We start from the raw sequence: 17,049 nt of genomic DNA, 5'->3' as shown, positions 1-17,049 counted from the left end.
GCTTTTTATGACACCGATGTTGCACAATAGCATAAATTTAGTGAAATGATGACCTGATATGTCTTTCTTTGCATTGGGTGTCAACCATCAAACTGCCTCTGTAGAACTGCGCGAACAGGTAGCTTTTAACCCTGAAAAGTTAAGTGCCATTCTTGCCGAGCAAAGCCAACACCCTGAACTGAACGACATGGTGGTGGTGTCTACATGTAATCGGACCGAAGTTTACGCCATGTCTGAAAATGCTGACATGGTGCTAAACTGGCTCGCCCAGAAAAATGGGGTGGATGTCAAACAACTGCAACATCATGTCTATCGTTATGAAAATGCCCAGGCAGTGACGCATCTGATGCGCGTCGCCAGTGGTCTGGATTCACTGATGCTGGGCGAACCACAAATTCTGGGGCAGGTCAAAACCGCACTTTCTCTGGCCAAAGACTCTCATACGGTGTCGCGCAATCTCAACCGGATTTTTGAATATGCTTTTTATGCCGCTAAACGTGTGCGTTCGGAAACGGCTGTCGGTAGTCATGCGGTCTCGATGGGCTATGCGGTAGCACAACTTGCCTTGCAAGTGTTTAGTCACCCGGACAAGCTGACCATTATGGTGGTGGCAGCTGGAGAGATGAACAGTCTGGTGGCTAAGCATCTTGCAGAAATGGGTGTGGGCAAGATCATCATCTGTAACCGTACCCGCGAACGTGCAGACATTCTGGCACAGGAAATTGCACATCGAGTTGAAGTCGAAATTATAGATTTTGATCAGCTTGCAGAAAATCTGCATCGTGCCGATGTCATTTCCAGTTGTACCGGCAGTTTGCATCAGGTGATTCACTATCCTGATATCAAGGCAGCATTAAAGAAACGCCGTTACCAGCAGATGCTGCTGGTCGATCTGGCAGTGCCACGCGATATTGATGCCAAAGTAGAAAGCCTGGACGGGGTTTATCTGTATGGGGTCGATGACCTGCAAAGCGTGATTGAGGAAAATCTGGCACAGCGCCGTCAAGCGGCTGTTGAGGCTGAGATCATGGTCAATCAGCTGGCTACAGAACTGATGACCCAGCAAAAGGTCAAACAGGCCGGGGCGACCATTCATGCCTATCGTGACCACGGGGAAACATTACGTCAGGAAGAATTGTCACTGGCAATGCAGCGTATTGCCAAGGGCGAAAAGGCGGAAACGGTACTGGCCGAGTTTTCACATCGTTTAACCCAAAAACTGTTGCATCCAACTTCTATTGTGCTGCGTGAGGCGGCCAAAGCGGAAGATCCTACCTATTTTGAGCTGTTACAGGAAGAACTGGGCAATGTAGTCGCGAAGCGTCGTAAATCCAGGCATTCGTTTTAATCAGCATGATGAGAAGCTTGGTTCTTTGCTGATTTGTACTTCAACATAAAACCCAGCCTGATTATTTGAGAAAATTATAAATAATAATGTGAGCTAGCAGTGACTTCATTGGATTCAAAAGAATCAATAATTTGAAAAATTAATCTTCTAACAGGGTCATTGAGCGTTTGCGGTCAATCTCATAAATCTGCATTTTCAGGTTTTTCATTTCTGCAATACTGTTAAATTTCTTGGATTTAATCTTGTTTTTTAAACACTGATATTGCAGCTTGGTTGAAAAATCAGCCGCGAGCTTATCGGCCTGTTCCGGCGATGAGGTGTAATCGCTGACATTGGCATGCTGCAGAATATGCTGCAGTTCATGATGATGGGCTGCGCAGGCACCGAGCACATAATAGATCGACAGTTCAGGATCATCTGGCAAGTCATCAAAAATCACATTCAGAATATTCAAAATCTTAAACAGCAACTGATCTTCCGCTACTAGCGCGCGCAGTGGTTCAAAATGAATATACAGATAAGGATGATTCATCAAGATCGCAATCACATATTCTTCAGCATCAATTTTGGTACTAAAGCTTAAAGATGCATCTGTATTGACCTTAGGTTGCCATTTACGATTAAAGCCCAGTTTTTCGCGGAAAAATTGCTGCAGCAGATAACGGAAGGAGCCGTGTTTGGGCAGTAATTCGGTCAGATTTTTTAGTTCACCCATAACCTGACTCTTGCCTTCTGGGGTGGTGATATCCTGATTTTGGGTCAGATGGGCAAACACGAAGTCCGACATCAACGGTGCCTGATCCAGCAAGCGTCTGAAGTTTTCTATCCCTTCACGGCGGATCAATGAATCTGGGTCATGGTCAGCGGGCAAAACAAAGAACTTCAGCTCTCGGCCATCATTCAGCAGGGGCAGGGCAATGTCCAAGGTACGGCGCGCTGCTTTTTGACCGGCAGCATCCCCATCAAAGGCAATGGTCAGCCGGTTGCTCTGCTTGAACAGAATATTCAGGTGGTCGGTATTACTCGCTGTGCCTAAAGTCGCCACTGCGCCATGAATGCCATATTGCTGAAGCGCAATCACATCCATATAGCCTTCGACCATCAGCCATTCTTGGGCTTTCTGTTTGCGGCCCTCATAGAGGCCGTACAGCAACTGGTTTTTATGGAAGACTTCAGAATCTGGCGAGTTGATGTATTTCGGCTTGATCTCGTCATTCAGGGCACGGCCGCCAAAGCCGACCACACGGCCCTTGGTATCACGGATCGGGAAAATGACTCGTTCACGCAGCAGGTCAAAGTCACGGCCACTATCGCTGGTGCGAATCAGACCGAGGAGTTTTAGGCCTTCAATATCCTGAGGAAAGGCTTTTTCCAGATGTTGCCAGTCTTCAGGGGCATAGCCTAAGCGCCAATAGGCTATGGTTGCCGCAGTCAGACCACGTTGCTTAAAATATTGTTGGGCACTCGGGCTGTTGGGTAACTGGCGTTCATAGAACTGTGCAATATTTTCCAGCAGATCGTAGAGATTACCGTCTTGCTGAACTTCAGCCATGGGCAGGTGTTCAAATGAAGCAAAAGGGTCACCATAAAAATCCTGTTCGGATGCCTGAAACTCTGCAAATGGGTCAAAACTCGCCGTAGATGCAGCACTATTATTTTCTGTTGGGGCGTTATTTTGTTGCGGCTGAGCTTGTGGTACCGCTTGAGCAGGCGCAATTTTGGGCTTGGCTGCTTCACGTTTATATTTTAATTTATTGGAATCGGTATTGTCTTTAGGCAGTTCGATGCCGGTCTGACTGGACAGATCTTTCATCACTTCGACGAAATTACGGCTGCCAATGTCCATTAAAAAACGAATGGCATTACCGTTGGCCTGACAGCCAAAACAGTGAAAATACTGTTTATCGCGATAGACGTGGAAAGACGGTGATTTTTCCTGATGGAAAGGGCAGCAGCCTGAATAAGTACGGCCTGTTTTTTTTAGTTTTACGAATTGACCAATCACATCGACAATATCGGTGCGATCGAGAATCTGATCAATCGTATGTTGAGGAATGGCCATGGTTTGCTAAGCTTCTCGTGCTGGTATCTAAGGTCTAAATCACTGAAAAAATGAAAATAGTCTGGTTGAACATTGAATATTTCAAGTTCCTTTGTATACCTTTTGCACGATTTGTTCAAGCCTGGGCCAGACAACGCAAAAGGGCAAGTATGATACCTTGCCCTTGGGGAAAATGCACCTGTAAAGCGCTGTCTTATTTGCTGATGCTGCTGGCTTATTTAGCTTTATTCAGCCGTCTTAGGACGATCCAGCAAGCCAAATGAAATGCGATTGGTGATACTACGCTTTTCAGTTTCTGGCGTATCCGATTGTGCATCGGTGTCGGTTACAGTTTTGGCTTCTTTACCAAAAATACCCAGTGTCGCGCGGTTAAAGAAGCTGCCTTCACTACGCGCTGCACGCAGGTTCACCGTCCCATCTGATTTCACCAGATTCGGATAATTCAGCTTTAATACATCCACATATTGCTGAGAAGTCGCTTTATCACCTAGCTGAGCATAGCCATAAGCAACCGTTGCCAGTGCTTCTGGAATCTGCGGAGTTTGAGGATAATGTTCAATCACCCACAAGCCACGTTCAACTGCTGCCAGATACGCCTTACGCTTGATGTTAAAACGTGCTGCGTTCATTTCATGCTCAGCCAGTTCCTGACCGATAAACTGCATACGTTGTGCGGCATCAACTGCATAAGTACTCGATGGATAGCGGCGAATGAAATCAACAAAATTCTGGTAAGCCACTTTCAGGTAGCTGACATCACGATGCGACTGTTTCAGCGAGGTATAACGCAGCAGGCCGTTATAGTTCTGTTCCATATTGGCGACACCGCGTACATAGTAAGCATAATCGACATTTGGATGTTGCGGGTTCAGACGGATAAAACGCTCTGCCAGTGCAACCGCACCTTCATAATCTTTTTGCTGGAATTTCACATACAACAGTTCAAGCTGCGCTTGCGGGGCATACTGACTGGTCGGGAAATAAGTTTCCAGCGCTTCTAACTGTTTTGCTGCATCGGTATATTGATTACGATCTAGCGCTTTCTGTGCTTTTTGAATATAAACCTGTTCGCTAGATTCCGGACCTTTATCCACGACTTCTTTTTTTGGATTACTGCTACAGCCTACCATTGCCGATGCAATGCCTAATGTCACAGCAAGCATTGTCATTTTATAATGTGGTAGCGACATAAAAATTCCTCTGTTAATACGGGCAATGAGCTACAATTGCACTATTAAACCACTTTTGTCTGAATGAGCAAATGAGTCAAGCACAATCTTCCAATTCTAATATCCCTGATACTGATTTCAATTTACTTGAAGATTCCGAGGATGCAGATAACCATACTTCAGAAGCAACTGCAACACGTTTATCGTTGCAATTTCAACTGGATGAAACTTATATCGGGCAACGGATCGACCAGATTGCCGCAATGGTCTGGAGCGATTTTTCTCGAGAAAAATTAAAGCAATGGATTAAAGATGGCAATTTATTGGTGAATGGTCAACCGGTTAAGCCTAAATTTAAAAGTGATGGTTTTGAAACCCTGACTTTAAATGTTGAGCTTGAAGCGCAAACGCGCAGTCTGCCGGAAGATATTCCACTGGACATCATCTATGAAGATGATGACATTATGGTCATCAACAAACCAGTCGGTATGGTGGTACATCCGGGCGCTGGCAATAGTTCTGGCACCTTGGTGAATGCTTTATTGCATCACTATCCGAAATCGGCTGAACTGGCGCGTGCAGGTCTGGTACATCGTATCGATAAAGACACCAGCGGTCTGTTAGTCGTCGCCAAAAATCTGGAAGCACAATTTGCCTTAAGCAAACAGCTTGAGAAAAAATCAGTATATCGCCTGTATGACTTGGTGGTTTACGGCAATATTATTGCTGGCGGTACCATTGATGAACCAATCAAACGCCATCCGGTGGATCGTGTGAAAATGACCGTACTTCCAGGTGGTAAAGACGCGGTGACGCATTACAATGTCAAAGAGCGTTTCCAGCATTTTACCCGTGTTCAAGCCCGTCTGGAAACTGGACGTACCCATCAGATCCGTGTGCATTTTAGCTATATCGGCTTTGGCTTGGTGGGCGATCAGGTGTATATGCCACGTGTCCGTATGCCTGCAGGTGCATCGCAATTATTAGATGATACTTTGCGTGGCTTCAAGCGTCAGGCTTTGCATGCTGTACAACTCGGTCTGACCCATCCGCGTACCAAAGAAGAAATGACCTTTGAAGCACCGTGGCCGGAAGACTTTACCAATCTGGTTGAAGTGCTGCGTACCGAAAACAAAGCCTATTAATCTTTTTATTTAGCTCGCGTCAAAGCAAGGAATCGAGATGCAATTTGTACCAGGACTTCCACAAGGTGTGTATGTCGGCCAGACTCGCGTTCACCATGCGAAAGTACAGCCATCCGCACAGCCTGAGCTTGCAGGTTTTAACTTGGCCTTGCATGTGCAGGATAATGCGCTACGGGTACAACAGCATCGTATGGCTTTATTGCAGGATTTCGCTGCCTTTGGCGTAGATAAAATTACCTGGATGACCCAGACGCATAGCACCATTTGTCATAGCATTAATGAGCAGATGCCATTTACCGCACTGGTCGGAGATGGTCTGGTGACGCAGCGCAAGGCGCATGCCTTGATGATGATGACTGCAGACTGTTTACCTGTGGTAATGGGGAATGCGAAAGGTACGGAAGTTGCCAATTTGCATGCCGGCTGGCGTGGTCTGGCCGGTGGGATTATTGAAAATACCCTTGTAGCCATGCAAACTCCGCCGACTTGGGCCTGGCTCGGGGCGGCCATTAGTCAGCCATGTTTTGAAATTGGCGCTGAAGTAAAAGCTGCTTTTTGTAGTAAATATCCTGAACTGGACAGTGCATTTCAGGCCGGTGAACAGGCAGGTAAATATTATGCCGACCTGTATGCGATTGCGCGTTATATCTTGCAGCAACACGGCATAAATACCGTATTGGGTGGGGATCAGTGTTCTTATCGTCAAGCACATGAATATTTTTCTTATCGCCGTGAGCCAAAAACAGGGCGTATGGCGACATTCGTGTTTATGACATGAAAATGTTAAACTTAACTGAATTTTTTGGCTTTTGAGCGTTATGTCCCTATCTTCCAAATCTGTTGCGATTGTTTATCACAGTCCTTATGGACACACGGCTAAAGTGGCAAATTTTATTGCCGATGGTGCACGGGAAACCGGTGTTCAGGTGCATATGATGAATGTCGAACATATAGACTGGGATGTACTGGATGCCGCCGATGCAATTATATTTGGCTGTCCGACCTATATGGGTAGCCTGACCTCTGCCATGAAGCTATTTATGGAACAGTCTTCCAAGCGCTGGTTGGCACGTACCTGGCAGGGAAAACTGGCAGCGGCTTTTACCAATGGTGGCGGACTTAGTGGCGATAAGCTGGCAGTGTTACAGCAGATCAATCTGTTCGCCATGCAGCACGGTATGCTATGGAGTGGCTTACCATTAATGCCGACAGGTCGTGCCGTGACTGATCTAAACCGGATGTCGAGCTTTTTGGGTTTAATGACCCAGTCAGATAACGCACCGGTAGAAGTGACTCCACCTGAAGGCGATTTAAAAACCGCGTTCTGGTTTGGGGAATATATTGCCCTGACTCTGGCAAGACTGGGCGGTAAAGCTTAAAGTTATAATAAAACCTCCAAATGCGGAGGTTTTTTTATATTCAACTTTTAATTCATTATTTATGGAAAATTCGCGCCTTATCACGTTGCCAGTCACGGTCTTTTTCGGTGGCACGTTTGTCATGAAGCTGCTTACCTTTCACCAGAGCAATTTCCAGCTTGGCATGTGGACCTTTCCAGTAGCAGGCCAATGGAACGCAGGAATAACCTTTCTGGTTAATTGCACCCATCAACTTTTCAATTTCACGGCGATTCAGCAACAGCTTGCGGGTACGAGTTGCTTCAGGCACCACATGGGTTGAAGCGCTTAATAAGGGCTGAACCTGTGCACCAAACAAGAACGCTTCACCATTTTTAAAGGTAATATAACTTTCTACGATGGTCATACGACCAGCACGCATTGATTTGACTTCCCAGCCTTTTAATGAAAGCCCCGCTTCAAATTTCTCTTCAATAAAATAATCGTGGCGGGCACGTTTATTTAGTGCAATGGTACCGCCATTATTTTTTTTTACTACAATAGATGCTTTCGCCATAATCTGATACTTCCAAACGTGCTGCTATTGTACCGCAACTAGAAATAAGGTGAAGTTTTTTAAATTAATGAGGATTATTCACCAAAAAAACAAGTTTTTGCTAAAATAAGATTCTACATAACAAACAGAGTACAAATGGATGTCTAAAACTCGTGTGATTTATCCGGGGACTTTTGATCCAATTACCAATGGACATATTGATTTGGTAACCCGCGCAGCGCGAATGTTTGATGAAGTTGTGGTAGCGATTGCCATCGGTCATCATAAAAATCCGGTATTTAGTCTGGAAGAGCGTGTCGCATTGGCAAAAGAGTCATTGAGTCATTTGGACAATGTTGAATTTGTAGGTTTTGACGGTTTGCTGGTCAATTTTTTCCGTGAGCAAAAGGCGACTGCTGTATTGCGTGGTTTGCGTGCAGTGTCTGATTTTGAGTATGAATTTCAGTTGGCGAATATGAACCGTCAGCTGGACTCCCACTTTGAAGCGGTATTTTTAACCCCTTCAGAGCAATATTCTTTTATTTCATCCACTTTGGTGCGTGAAATTGCTCGATTAAGAGGTGATGTGACCAAGTTTGTACCACCAAACGTGGTTGCTGCCTTCGAGCGTAAACTTCAACAAGGTTGGTAGCGTGTCTTTATATATCACCGATGAATGTATTAACTGTGATGTCTGTGAACCTGTATGCCCGAATGAGGCCATCTATATGGGTGAACTCATTTATGAGATTCATCCAGACCTATGTACAGAGTGCGTCGGACATCATGATCAACCACAGTGCCAGTTGTTCTGTCCGGTGGATTGTATTCCACTGGATCCGAATCATGTCGAAACGCAGGAACAGCTGCAAGCCAAGTATGAAAAACTGACTGCTCAAAAAACATCAAGCAATTAGTCTCGATATTTGATACTATGCCGCTCGAAGTGAGCCAGACGATCGCTGCTGTGGAAATCTCCGTGATTGAAGCAGGGGAGGAAAGTCCGGGCTTCATAGGGCAAGGTGCCAGGTAACGCCTGGGCGGTGCAAACCGACGGCAAGTGCAGCAGAGAGAAGACCGCCTTCATTATGTTTTCGAGCAATCGGAATCGGAGGTAAGGGTGAAAGGGTGCGGTAAGAGCGCACCGCATGGCTGGTAACAGTTCATGGCGAGGTAAACCCCACCGGAAGCAAGACCAAATAGGAATCCATTAGGCATGGCCCATGCTGGATTCGGGTAGGTCGCTTGAGCGCATGAGTGATTGTGCGCCTAGAGGAATGATCGTTCACGACAGAACCCGGCTTATCGGCTCACTTCAACAAATTTTGATCAAACAGCACAATATGGGGTTGACGTGATTTACAGAAAATCCCATAATGCGCGCACAGTTTAAGGCTATGTAGCTCAGTTGGTTAGAGCACCGCACTCATAATGCGGGGGTCACAAGTTCAAGTCTCGTCATAGCCACCATATTCTGAAAAAACCCACTCCGATTGAGTGGGTTTTTTTATGTTTTCTAAAAATTATGAAAATAAATCTGATCTTAGTAGATTTTCAATATTATCCATATCTGTTTTTAATTTATCTGAAATAGGTTGAATATCGGCTGTAAATTTTTTAGTTATTTCATTTTGTGCTGATTCGTCAAAAAATAAGTTAGAAATATTGCTGACATACTGATTAGTCATTTTGAAAATTTGTTCATAACTTATGGTTATTTCTTTTAATTTTATCCGAATCTCTTCAGGGGCAAAAAATTTCAAACGATTACATTCATTTTGTAGGGTATTAAGTTCATCAAACAAATTTGCAAAAAAGCTTTGAAGGTTTTGATGATATTCGCCAGTTGCTTTAGCCATTGCATCTGTATCATTTATTTCTGAAGCTGTAACAAAGTCAATCAAAAAGTTATGCATATAAAGGTTTATTGATTTTTGTGAATCAATTTGAGCTTTTGATTGAAATTTATCTAAATTGTTAAAAAACTCCCCATAAACTTCTTGTTTTATACCGAAATTTTTCTTTTTCCTTTCAAGTTCTAATCCGAAATTATGTTTTAAGCCTTCTAATTCTTTATCTTTTTCAGCTTTGTAGTCAATTAGAGCTTTATCATTTTTATGTTTTTGGTAAAAAGAGAAGATCAACCATAAGATATTCGTAAGAGTGAATAATACGGTAAAGAAAATAGGATTTTCACTTACAAAACTCAGAATACTTTGCATGCTTAATCTTTTGAAATTTTAATGATTTAATGATAGTTTTAATTGCTTAAAAATTCTACTAGATAACTAATATCATCCGTCTGCAACTGCTCACGCATTTTTAGAAACTGCTTTTCATCAATGTCGTACATTTTGAGGGAAAGCAATTTTTTAATATCTTCCTGTGGAAAGCGGTATTTAATAATTTTTGCAGGAACACCACCGACAACCGCATACGGTGGTACATCTTTGGTTACGACAGCACCTGTGGCAACCACAGCACCTTCACCTAGTGTCACCCCTTGCATAATCATGGCACGAGAACCAATCCAACAACCATCACCAATCATGGTATCACCCGTAGGCACAAAACTGCGTGTATCGAATGGAAAAGCTGAAATCCAGTCGGTACGATGTAATTGATTGCCACCCATCATGATTACGCATTCAGCGCCGAAACAGACGAAATTGCCAATATAAAGCTGATCAATCGGTTTTTCAGACGTAGATGGCTTGTCATGTAAATAACGCACCACACAGCGCTCAAAGCCCTGATCCCAATAGGCTGAATAATACGAATAATTCCCTCTGATATGAATATTTGGATTCTTCACCGTTTTTGAGATGAACTCGAATTCACACCAGTGATTCACAAGAGAATTAATTAACTTTTCAGACATGAGGAGGCTATAACCACAAGGAATGCACCATTATACCGAATTGCACTTTAAGCTGAATCAACAATCTTAATTCAGCCAGCGAATCGAATATTAAAGCACGTGCTGACCTTGCTTAAGTGCTACGAGGAATACGGGCAGTCACTTTAATTTCAAAATCAAAACCTGCCAGCCAAGTCACGCCCACCGCAGTCCAGTTTGGGTAAGGCTTTTGATTAAACACTTGTTGCTTAACTTTCATAATACTTTCAAACTGCCGTTCGGGGTCAGTGTGAAATGTGGTGACATCGACGATATCATCGAAAGTACAACCAGCCGCTGCCAATGTCGCAGCTAAATTTTTAAAAGCCTGTTCTACCTGTTTCTCGAAATCTGGTTCAGGAGAGCCATCTTCACGGCTACCGACCTGACCAGAAACAAAAAGTAAGTCTTCCGATTTGATCGCAGCAGAATAACCATGCTGTTCATAGAGGGCATGGCGGTCTTGGGGAAATATCGCAGTTCTAGTCATGTCTATTCTCATTCAATATCTAATTTATAAGTGAGTGAAAGCAACTTAACTTTCACATACGCATCGTATGTAAACATAATTGACATACGGAGCGTATGTCAATTAAAATTTTTATGATGATGAGGTAAAGTAATTCATGTCTGTTCGTGAACAAAAAATGGCGGAAACCCGTAAGAAACTGATAAAAGTAGCGCGCCGTACATTTGCTGAATATGGCTATGCAGACACTTCAATGGATAAACTCACGGCAGAAGCGGGGCTGACTCGTGGAGCGTTGTATCACCATTTTGGTGATAAAAAAGGCTTATTTGCTGCGGTAGTTGATCAAATCGATTCGGAAATGGCTTCATCTGCGCAGCAACATCTGGAGCAGCCTGATGATCTGTGGGAAGGATTGATGCTGGAAGGGCGGACCTATATTCAAAATGCCTTAAATCCGGAATTCCAGCGCATTGTGTTACGTGATGGGCCGGCTGTGCTAGGTGATCCTGCACATTGGCCAAGCCAAAACAGATGTTTGCAGTCCACGCGTGAATGTGTTGAACAATTATTGGTAGCAGACCGAATTAAAACAGTTGATCCGGAAGCTGCTGCGGTATTTTTAAATGGTGCTGCAATGAATGCAGCACTCTGGGTGGCTTCTAGCGAATATCCTGAGCAGGTACTGCCTGAGGCTTTACATGCATTTAATTTATTTGCATCAGGGTTTTTAAAAGAAGCACAGAGCTAATTCGTTTGTAGGAAGCAGATAAGGGCAAAAAACCCCTCAATCGAGGGGCTTTAAATTAAACAGCTTTAAATTTTAAAGATATTCAACTTTCACAATTTCGTATTCAACTTCACCATTTGGTGTATTGATTTTCACATCGTCGCCTTCGTTTTTACCTAAAAGACCACGTGCAATCGGCGAGTTCACAGAGATCTTGTTAATCTTAAAGTCTGCTTCGTCATCACCTACAATTTTATAGGTTTTCTGCTCTTCAGTATCCAGATTTTCAATCGTGACCGTTACACCGAAAACTACACGACCATTCTGTTCAAGTTCTTTGACATCAATCACCTGGGCTGCACCCAGTTTGCCTTCGATATCCTGAATACGGCCTTCGCAGAAGCCTTGCTGTTCACGTGCTGCATGGTATTCTGCATTTTCTTTTAAGTCGCCGTGTTCACGAGCTTCCGCAATCGAAGCGGTGATACGTGGGCGATCCACTGTTTTCAGTTGGTGTAATTCTTTCTCTAAGGCAATTTTGCCTTCAGGTGTCATAGGATAACGTTGCATGTTGTCCCTCAAAAGTCAGTTGAAAGATATAAAATCTATAAATAAAAAAAAGCCCGCCACCAAGAAGGTAGCGGGACTTCTTGGAAGCGAATTAACCTTTAGTTAGGTCTTGCAAACGATATACATCCATCGGCAATTTAATTGCTAAAGCTTGGCATACTGCATCCGCACCATTCAATGTAGTTGTGTTATACACTTTACCTTGAAGGGCTGAACGACGGATCGAGAATGAGTCTTCTTGTGCCTTTTTGCCTTCAGTCGTGTTAATCACAAGGTGGATTTCGCCGTTCTTAATACGGTCCACGATGTTAGGACGACCTTCAGTCACTTTATTGACACGTTCACATTCCAGACCAGCATCGCTAATCACTTTAAATGTACCATCAGTTGCAAGAATCTTGAAGCCTAGGTCAATCAATTGTTTTGCGATACCCGCTGCACGTGGTTTATCTGAGTCACGTACAGAGATAAATGCGTGTTTCACTTCGCCTTCAGTTGGAAGACCTGGTAAACGCTCGTTTGCACCTAAAACAGCTTTATAGAACGCTTCACCAAATGTTTTACCAACGCCCATCACTTCGCCAGTCGATTTCATCTCAGGGCCAAGGATCGGGTCAACACCAGGGAACTTGTTGAATGGGAACACGGCTTCTTTGACAGAGAAGTGCTCAGGAATAATCTCTGAGGTGAATCCTTGAGATTCTAGAGATTGACCCGCCATACAACGTGCAGCAACTTTCGCTAAAGATTCGCCGATACATTTAGAAACGAATGGCACAGTACGTGATGCACGTGGGTTCACTTCCAGGATGTAAACGTCTTCACCTTTTACAGCAAACTGAACGTTCATCAAACCGATTACGCCAAGTTCTTTTGCCATAGCCACGGTTTGACGGCGCATTTCGTCCTGAATCTCTTTAGATAGAGAGTAAGGAGGAATCGAACATGCCGAGTCGCCTGAGTGAATACCCGCTTGCTCAATGTGCTGCATGATACCGCCGATCACCACGTCTTTACCGTCAGATACGCAGTCCACGTCAACTTCGATCGCATCATCTAAGAAACGGTCAAGAAGAACAGGCGCTTCGTTAGATGCTTGAACTGCATCACGTAAGTAGCGTTTAAGTTCTTCATCGTTGTACACGATTTCCATCGCACGACCACCAAGGACGTAAGAAGGACGTACGACAAGTGGGTAGCCTACTTTAGACGCTTCAGCCATACCTTCTTCAGCAGATTTTACGATGCTGTTGTTTGGTTGGCGAAGTTGTAGACGTTGAATCATTTGCTGGAAACGTTCACGGTCTTCTGCACGGTCAATTGCGTCAGGCGATGTACCAATGATTGGAGCACCAGCTTCTTCTAAAGCACGAGCCAATTTCAAAGGTGTTTGACCACCGTACTGAACGATAATGCCTTTAGGCTTCTCGATACGCACGATTTCTAAAACGTCTTCAAGCGTGATCGGTTCGAAGTACAAACGATCTGAAGTGTCGTAATCCGTTGAAACTGTTTCAGGGTTACAGTTCACCATGATGGTTTCATAACCGTCTTCACGCATAGCCAGGGCAGCGTGTACACAGCAGTAATCGAACTCGATCCCTTGACCAATACGGTTAGGGCCACCACCGATCACCATGATCTTGTCTTTCGCAGACGGATTGGCTTCACATTCTTCATCGTAAGTTGAGTACATGTAGGCTGTATCAGATTCGAATTCTGCAGCACATGTATCGACACGTTTGTAAACTGGCGTTACGCCCAGGTTCCAACGGTGTTTACGGAATTGCTTTTGTGAAATACCCATCAAGTCCGCAATGCGAAGATCTGACAAACCTTTACGTTTGAACGAACGGATGTTATCCGCATTCAAGTCGCCAAAACCTAAAGTTTTGATTTGGTTTTCAGTTTTGATGATGTCTTCGATTTGAATCAAGAACCAGCGGTCGATGTTCGTTGCAGCGAATACTTCGTCTAAAGTAAAGCCGTGACGGAATGCGTCGCCCACGTACCAAATACGCTCTGGACCTGGCACTTTAAGTTCTTGCAAGATCTTGTCGCGCGCACCTTCAGCACCCACTTCAATTTTTTCGTCAAAACCAGAAGCACCCACTTCAAGACCACGAAGGGCTTTTTGTACAGATTCCTGGAAGTTACGACCAATCGCCATCACTTCACCGACAGATTTCATCTGTGTGGTTAAAGTCGCATCAGCTTGTGGGAATTTCTCGAAGTTAAAACGAGGAATCTTGGTTACAACGTAGTCGATTGCAGGTTCGAACGATGCAGGTGTTGTACCGCCAGTGATGTCGTTTTTCAACTCATCAAGCGTATAACCCACAGCCAGTTTCGCAGCGATTTTCGCAATCGGGAAACCAGTTGCTTTAGAAGCAAGGGCAGATGAACGTGATACACGTGGGTTCATCTCGATTACAACCATGCGGCCAGTATTTGGGCAAATACCGAACTGTACGTTAGAACCACCAGTTTCAACACCAATTTCACGTAGTACAGCTAAAGAAGCGTTACGTAGTAACTGGAATTCTTTGTCTGTAAGCGTTTGAGCAGGGGCAACAGTGATTGAGTCACCAGTGTGTACGCCCATTGGGTCAAAGTTTTCAATCGTACATACGATGATACAGTTGTCGTTTTTGTCACGAACAACTTCCATCTCGTACTCTTTCCAACCAATTAAAGATTCATCGATCAATAATTGTTTAGTCGGAGAAAGATCGAAACCGCGTTCACAAATTTCGATGAATTCTTCTTTGTTGTAAGCGATACCGCCACCAGAACCACCCATGGTGAATGATGGACGGATAATCACTGGGAAGCCGAAACGTGCTTGAATTTCTAAAGCATGTTCCATTGACTCAGCAACGTCAGCTTTTGGACATTCAAGACCAATTTTACGCATTGCCTGGTCAAACAGTTTGCGGTCTTCAGCTTTTTCAATCGCTTCTTTGGTTGCACCGATTAATTCAACATTGAATTTTTCTAAAATGCCGTGCTCATCGAGGGCAAGGGCACAGTTCAATGCAGTTTGACCACCCATGGTCGGAAGAACAGCGTCTGGGCGTTCTTTTTCAATAATTGCTGCAACAGTTTGCCAAGTAATTGGCTCAATATAAGTTGCATCTGCCATGGTTGGGTCGGTCATGATGGTCGCTGGGTTCGAGTTGACCAAAATAACGCGGTAGCCTTCTTCACGAAGGGCTTTACATGCTTGAGCACCTGAGTAGTCAAACTCACATGCTTGACCGATGACAATCGGACCAGCACCAATAATCAAGATACTTTTAATGTCAGTACGTTTAGCCATGATGCTTCCTTAATTACTTCTTAGATGCTTCGATAAGTTCGATGAAATGATCGAACAATGGTGCGCAGTCATGTGGACCCGGGCTTGCTTCAGGGTGACCCTGGAAGCTGAACGCAGGTTTGTCTGTACGATGAATACCTTGGTTGGTGCCATCAAACAGTGAGCGATGCGTTACACGCAACACATCAGGCAGATTGCTTTCATCGACTGCGAAGCCATGGTTTTGAGAAGTAATCATCACTGTACCGTTATCAAGATTTTGTACAGGATGGTTCGCACCGTGGTGGCCGTGAGGCATTTTCACCGTTTTGGCACCGCTTGCAAGTGCAAGGATCTGGTGACCCAGACAGATACCAAATACTGGAATTTCAGTAGTTTCTACAATTGTTTTTACAGCTTCAATTGCGTAGTCACATGCAGCCGGATCGCCAGGACCGTTCGACAGGAACACGCCATCTGGATTCAGTGCAAGTACATCAGCAGCAGGAGTTTGCGCCGGCACAACAGTCAGTTTACAACCGCGGTCTGCGAGCATACGTAAGATGTTGGTTTTGACACCGTAATCGTATGCAACAACATGGAATTTAGCTTCTGGTTGAGAGAAACCTTTGCCTAATGTCCAAGAGCCTTCAGTCCATTCAAAACCTTCAGGGTCGCAACATTCTTTTGCCAGGTCTAAACCGTTTAAACCACCAAATGCACGTGCTTTTTCAAGCGCTTCAACTTCAGTGATATTTTCGCCAGCAAGGATACAGCCATTTTGCGCACCTTTGTCACGTAAGATACGTGTCAATTTACGCGTGTCGATATCCGCAATTGCCACAACATTGTGTTGTACCAAATATTCAGCTAATGATTGGGTTGAACGGAAGTTACTGTGCAGTAAAGGCAGGTCACGAATGATCAATCCGTTCGCCCAAACCTTATGAATACGACCTGATTCAGCGTCTTCTTCATTACAGCCTGTGTTACCGATATGTGGGTAAGTCAGTGTCACAAGTTGCTGTGCATAACTCGGGTCAGTCAAAATTTCTTGATAGCCAGTCATGGCAGTGTTGAAAACGACTTCACCAGTCGTACTACCCGATGCGCCAATCGAAGTACCTTTAAAGATAGTTCCGTCGGCAAGGGCTAAAATTGCTGGGGTGCTCAAACCAAAGCTCCTGAAATTTAGGCTGTAAAAAAGCGAGAAGACGAAAAAAAAGGAAGGCTATTTTTTAAACCTACCCTCCTATGTCTGCTCGCTTGAACTTAACACGGCATTATACGCAGAATGACCCCTAAAGTCCAACGGCTTTGCAGCGAAAGTATGAGATAAATGGCTTGCTTTTTGCATGGAAGTCTGTTTTGTAAGCAATGTGAAAAAATGTAAGCAATTAATAATTGTCAGACAAATCAAATCTTAATTTTTATCAAATCTACTAATATAGCTTAGTCGATAT

The 17,049-nt window shown here is 44.2% G+C and carries 16 protein-coding genes, 1 tRNA gene and 1 other RNA gene; 9 read left to right on the top strand and 9 right to left on the bottom strand.

The window, feature by feature from the left end; all coding sequences use genetic code 11:
* Positions 1–58 precede the first annotated feature (58 nt).
* Positions 59–1,348 carry a glutamyl-tRNA reductase gene (hemA, locus tag NI455_RS01940; RefSeq protein WP_253112141.1) on the top strand — a complete coding sequence of 430 codons (1,290 nt, stop codon included), beginning with the start codon at positions 59–61 and terminating at the stop codon, positions 1,346–1,348.
* A 139-nt stretch (positions 1,349–1,487) separates the two neighbouring features.
* On the opposite strand, the gene NI455_RS01935 is transcribed toward hemA, so the two are convergent.
* The gene (locus NI455_RS01935; RefSeq protein WP_253112139.1) at positions 1,488–3,410 is read right to left on the bottom strand and encodes a DNA primase; all 1,923 of its coding nucleotides are present in this window, start codon (positions 3,408–3,410) and stop codon (positions 1,488–1,490) included.
* Positions 3,411–3,634: 224 nt separating this feature from the next.
* Positions 3,635–4,600 carry an outer membrane protein assembly factor BamD gene (locus NI455_RS01930; protein WP_153566840.1) on the bottom strand — a complete coding sequence of 322 codons (966 nt, stop codon included), beginning with the start codon at positions 4,598–4,600 and terminating at the stop codon, positions 3,635–3,637.
* A gap of 71 nt (positions 4,601–4,671) precedes the next feature.
* Here NI455_RS01930 and rluD point away from each other — a divergent pair, with 71 nt between their 5' ends.
* The 3 genes from rluD to NI455_RS01915 are packed head-to-tail and all read left to right on the top strand — an operon-like array spanning position 4,672 to position 7,103.
* Positions 4,672–5,724 carry a 23S rRNA pseudouridine(1911/1915/1917) synthase RluD gene (rluD, locus tag NI455_RS01925; protein ID WP_121979622.1) on the top strand — a complete coding sequence of 351 codons (1,053 nt, stop codon included), beginning with the start codon at positions 4,672–4,674 and terminating at the stop codon, positions 5,722–5,724.
* A 37-nt stretch (positions 5,725–5,761) separates the two neighbouring features.
* On the top strand, positions 5,762–6,502 hold the full coding sequence (gene pgeF / locus NI455_RS01920; protein ID WP_044108723.1) for a peptidoglycan editing factor PgeF: 741 nt from the start codon (positions 5,762–5,764) through the stop codon (positions 6,500–6,502).
* Between the two features lie 40 nt (positions 6,503–6,542).
* Positions 6,543–7,103, top strand: coding sequence for a flavodoxin family protein (locus NI455_RS01915; RefSeq protein ID WP_004280587.1), 561 nt, complete (start codon positions 6,543–6,545; stop codon positions 7,101–7,103).
* A 55-nt stretch (positions 7,104–7,158) separates the two neighbouring features.
* Here NI455_RS01915 and smpB read toward each other — a convergent pair whose 3' ends face one another.
* Positions 7,159–7,638 (bottom strand): SsrA-binding protein SmpB, encoded by a 480-nt coding sequence (smpB, locus tag NI455_RS01910; protein WP_004280586.1) that lies wholly within the window; start codon positions 7,636–7,638, stop codon positions 7,159–7,161.
* 139 nt (positions 7,639–7,777) lie between these two features.
* On the opposite strand from smpB, the gene coaD reads away from it, so the two are divergent.
* The 4 genes from coaD to NI455_RS01890 all read left to right on the top strand — a co-directional run bounded on the left by coaD (position 7,778) and on the right by NI455_RS01890 (position 9,087).
* Positions 7,778–8,269 (top strand): pantetheine-phosphate adenylyltransferase, encoded by a 492-nt coding sequence (gene coaD / locus NI455_RS01905; protein WP_004280585.1) that lies wholly within the window; start codon positions 7,778–7,780, stop codon positions 8,267–8,269.
* Between the two features lies 1 nt (position 8,270).
* Positions 8,271–8,534: a YfhL family 4Fe-4S dicluster ferredoxin gene (locus NI455_RS01900; RefSeq protein ID WP_004280584.1), complete on the top strand. Its 264-nt coding sequence runs from the start codon at positions 8,271–8,273 to the stop codon at positions 8,532–8,534.
* A 26-nt stretch (positions 8,535–8,560) separates the two neighbouring features.
* An RNA gene (gene rnpB / locus NI455_RS01895) (RNase P RNA component class A) lies at positions 8,561–8,938 on the top strand.
* A gap of 72 nt (positions 8,939–9,010) precedes the next feature.
* A tRNA-Met gene (locus tag NI455_RS01890) sits at positions 9,011–9,087 on the top strand.
* Positions 9,088–9,140: 53 nt separating this feature from the next.
* Here the strand turns inward: NI455_RS01890 and NI455_RS01885 are convergent.
* The 3 genes from NI455_RS01885 to NI455_RS01875 all read right to left on the bottom strand — a co-directional run bounded on the left by NI455_RS01885 (position 9,141) and on the right by NI455_RS01875 (position 11,006).
* Positions 9,141–9,839: a hypothetical protein gene (locus NI455_RS01885; RefSeq protein WP_071850737.1), complete on the bottom strand. Its 699-nt coding sequence runs from the start codon at positions 9,837–9,839 to the stop codon at positions 9,141–9,143.
* Between the two features lie 38 nt (positions 9,840–9,877).
* Positions 9,878–10,498, bottom strand: coding sequence for a CatB-related O-acetyltransferase (locus NI455_RS01880; protein ID WP_253112138.1), 621 nt, complete (start codon positions 10,496–10,498; stop codon positions 9,878–9,880).
* Positions 10,499–10,610: 112 nt separating this feature from the next.
* Positions 10,611–11,006: a RidA family protein gene (locus NI455_RS01875; RefSeq protein WP_253112137.1), complete on the bottom strand. Its 396-nt coding sequence runs from the start codon at positions 11,004–11,006 to the stop codon at positions 10,611–10,613.
* Positions 11,007–11,142: 136 nt separating this feature from the next.
* Here NI455_RS01875 and NI455_RS01870 point away from each other — a divergent pair, with 136 nt between their 5' ends.
* On the top strand, positions 11,143–11,736 hold the full coding sequence (locus NI455_RS01870; RefSeq protein WP_253112136.1) for a TetR/AcrR family transcriptional regulator: 594 nt from the start codon (positions 11,143–11,145) through the stop codon (positions 11,734–11,736).
* Positions 11,737–11,808: 72 nt separating this feature from the next.
* Here NI455_RS01870 and greA read toward each other — a convergent pair whose 3' ends face one another.
* The 3 genes from greA to carA form a co-directional block, all read right to left on the bottom strand.
* Positions 11,809–12,285 carry a transcription elongation factor GreA gene (gene greA / locus NI455_RS01865; RefSeq protein WP_004645764.1) on the bottom strand — a complete coding sequence of 159 codons (477 nt, stop codon included), beginning with the start codon at positions 12,283–12,285 and terminating at the stop codon, positions 11,809–11,811.
* 91 nt (positions 12,286–12,376) lie between these two features.
* Positions 12,377–15,607 (bottom strand): carbamoyl-phosphate synthase large subunit, encoded by a 3,231-nt coding sequence (gene carB / locus NI455_RS01860; RefSeq protein ID WP_253112135.1) that lies wholly within the window; start codon positions 15,605–15,607, stop codon positions 12,377–12,379.
* A 13-nt stretch (positions 15,608–15,620) separates the two neighbouring features.
* The gene (carA, locus tag NI455_RS01855; RefSeq protein WP_253112134.1) at positions 15,621–16,760 is read right to left on the bottom strand and encodes a glutamine-hydrolyzing carbamoyl-phosphate synthase small subunit; all 1,140 of its coding nucleotides are present in this window, start codon (positions 16,758–16,760) and stop codon (positions 15,621–15,623) included.
* Positions 16,761–17,049 lie beyond the last annotated feature (289 nt).

Origin of the sequence: Acinetobacter lwoffii (assembly GCF_024129435.1) — a bacterium.
Taxonomy (GTDB): Bacteria; Pseudomonadota; Gammaproteobacteria; order Pseudomonadales; family Moraxellaceae; genus Acinetobacter; species Acinetobacter lwoffii_F.
This window is presented reverse-complemented; position numbering and strand designations above follow the sequence as displayed.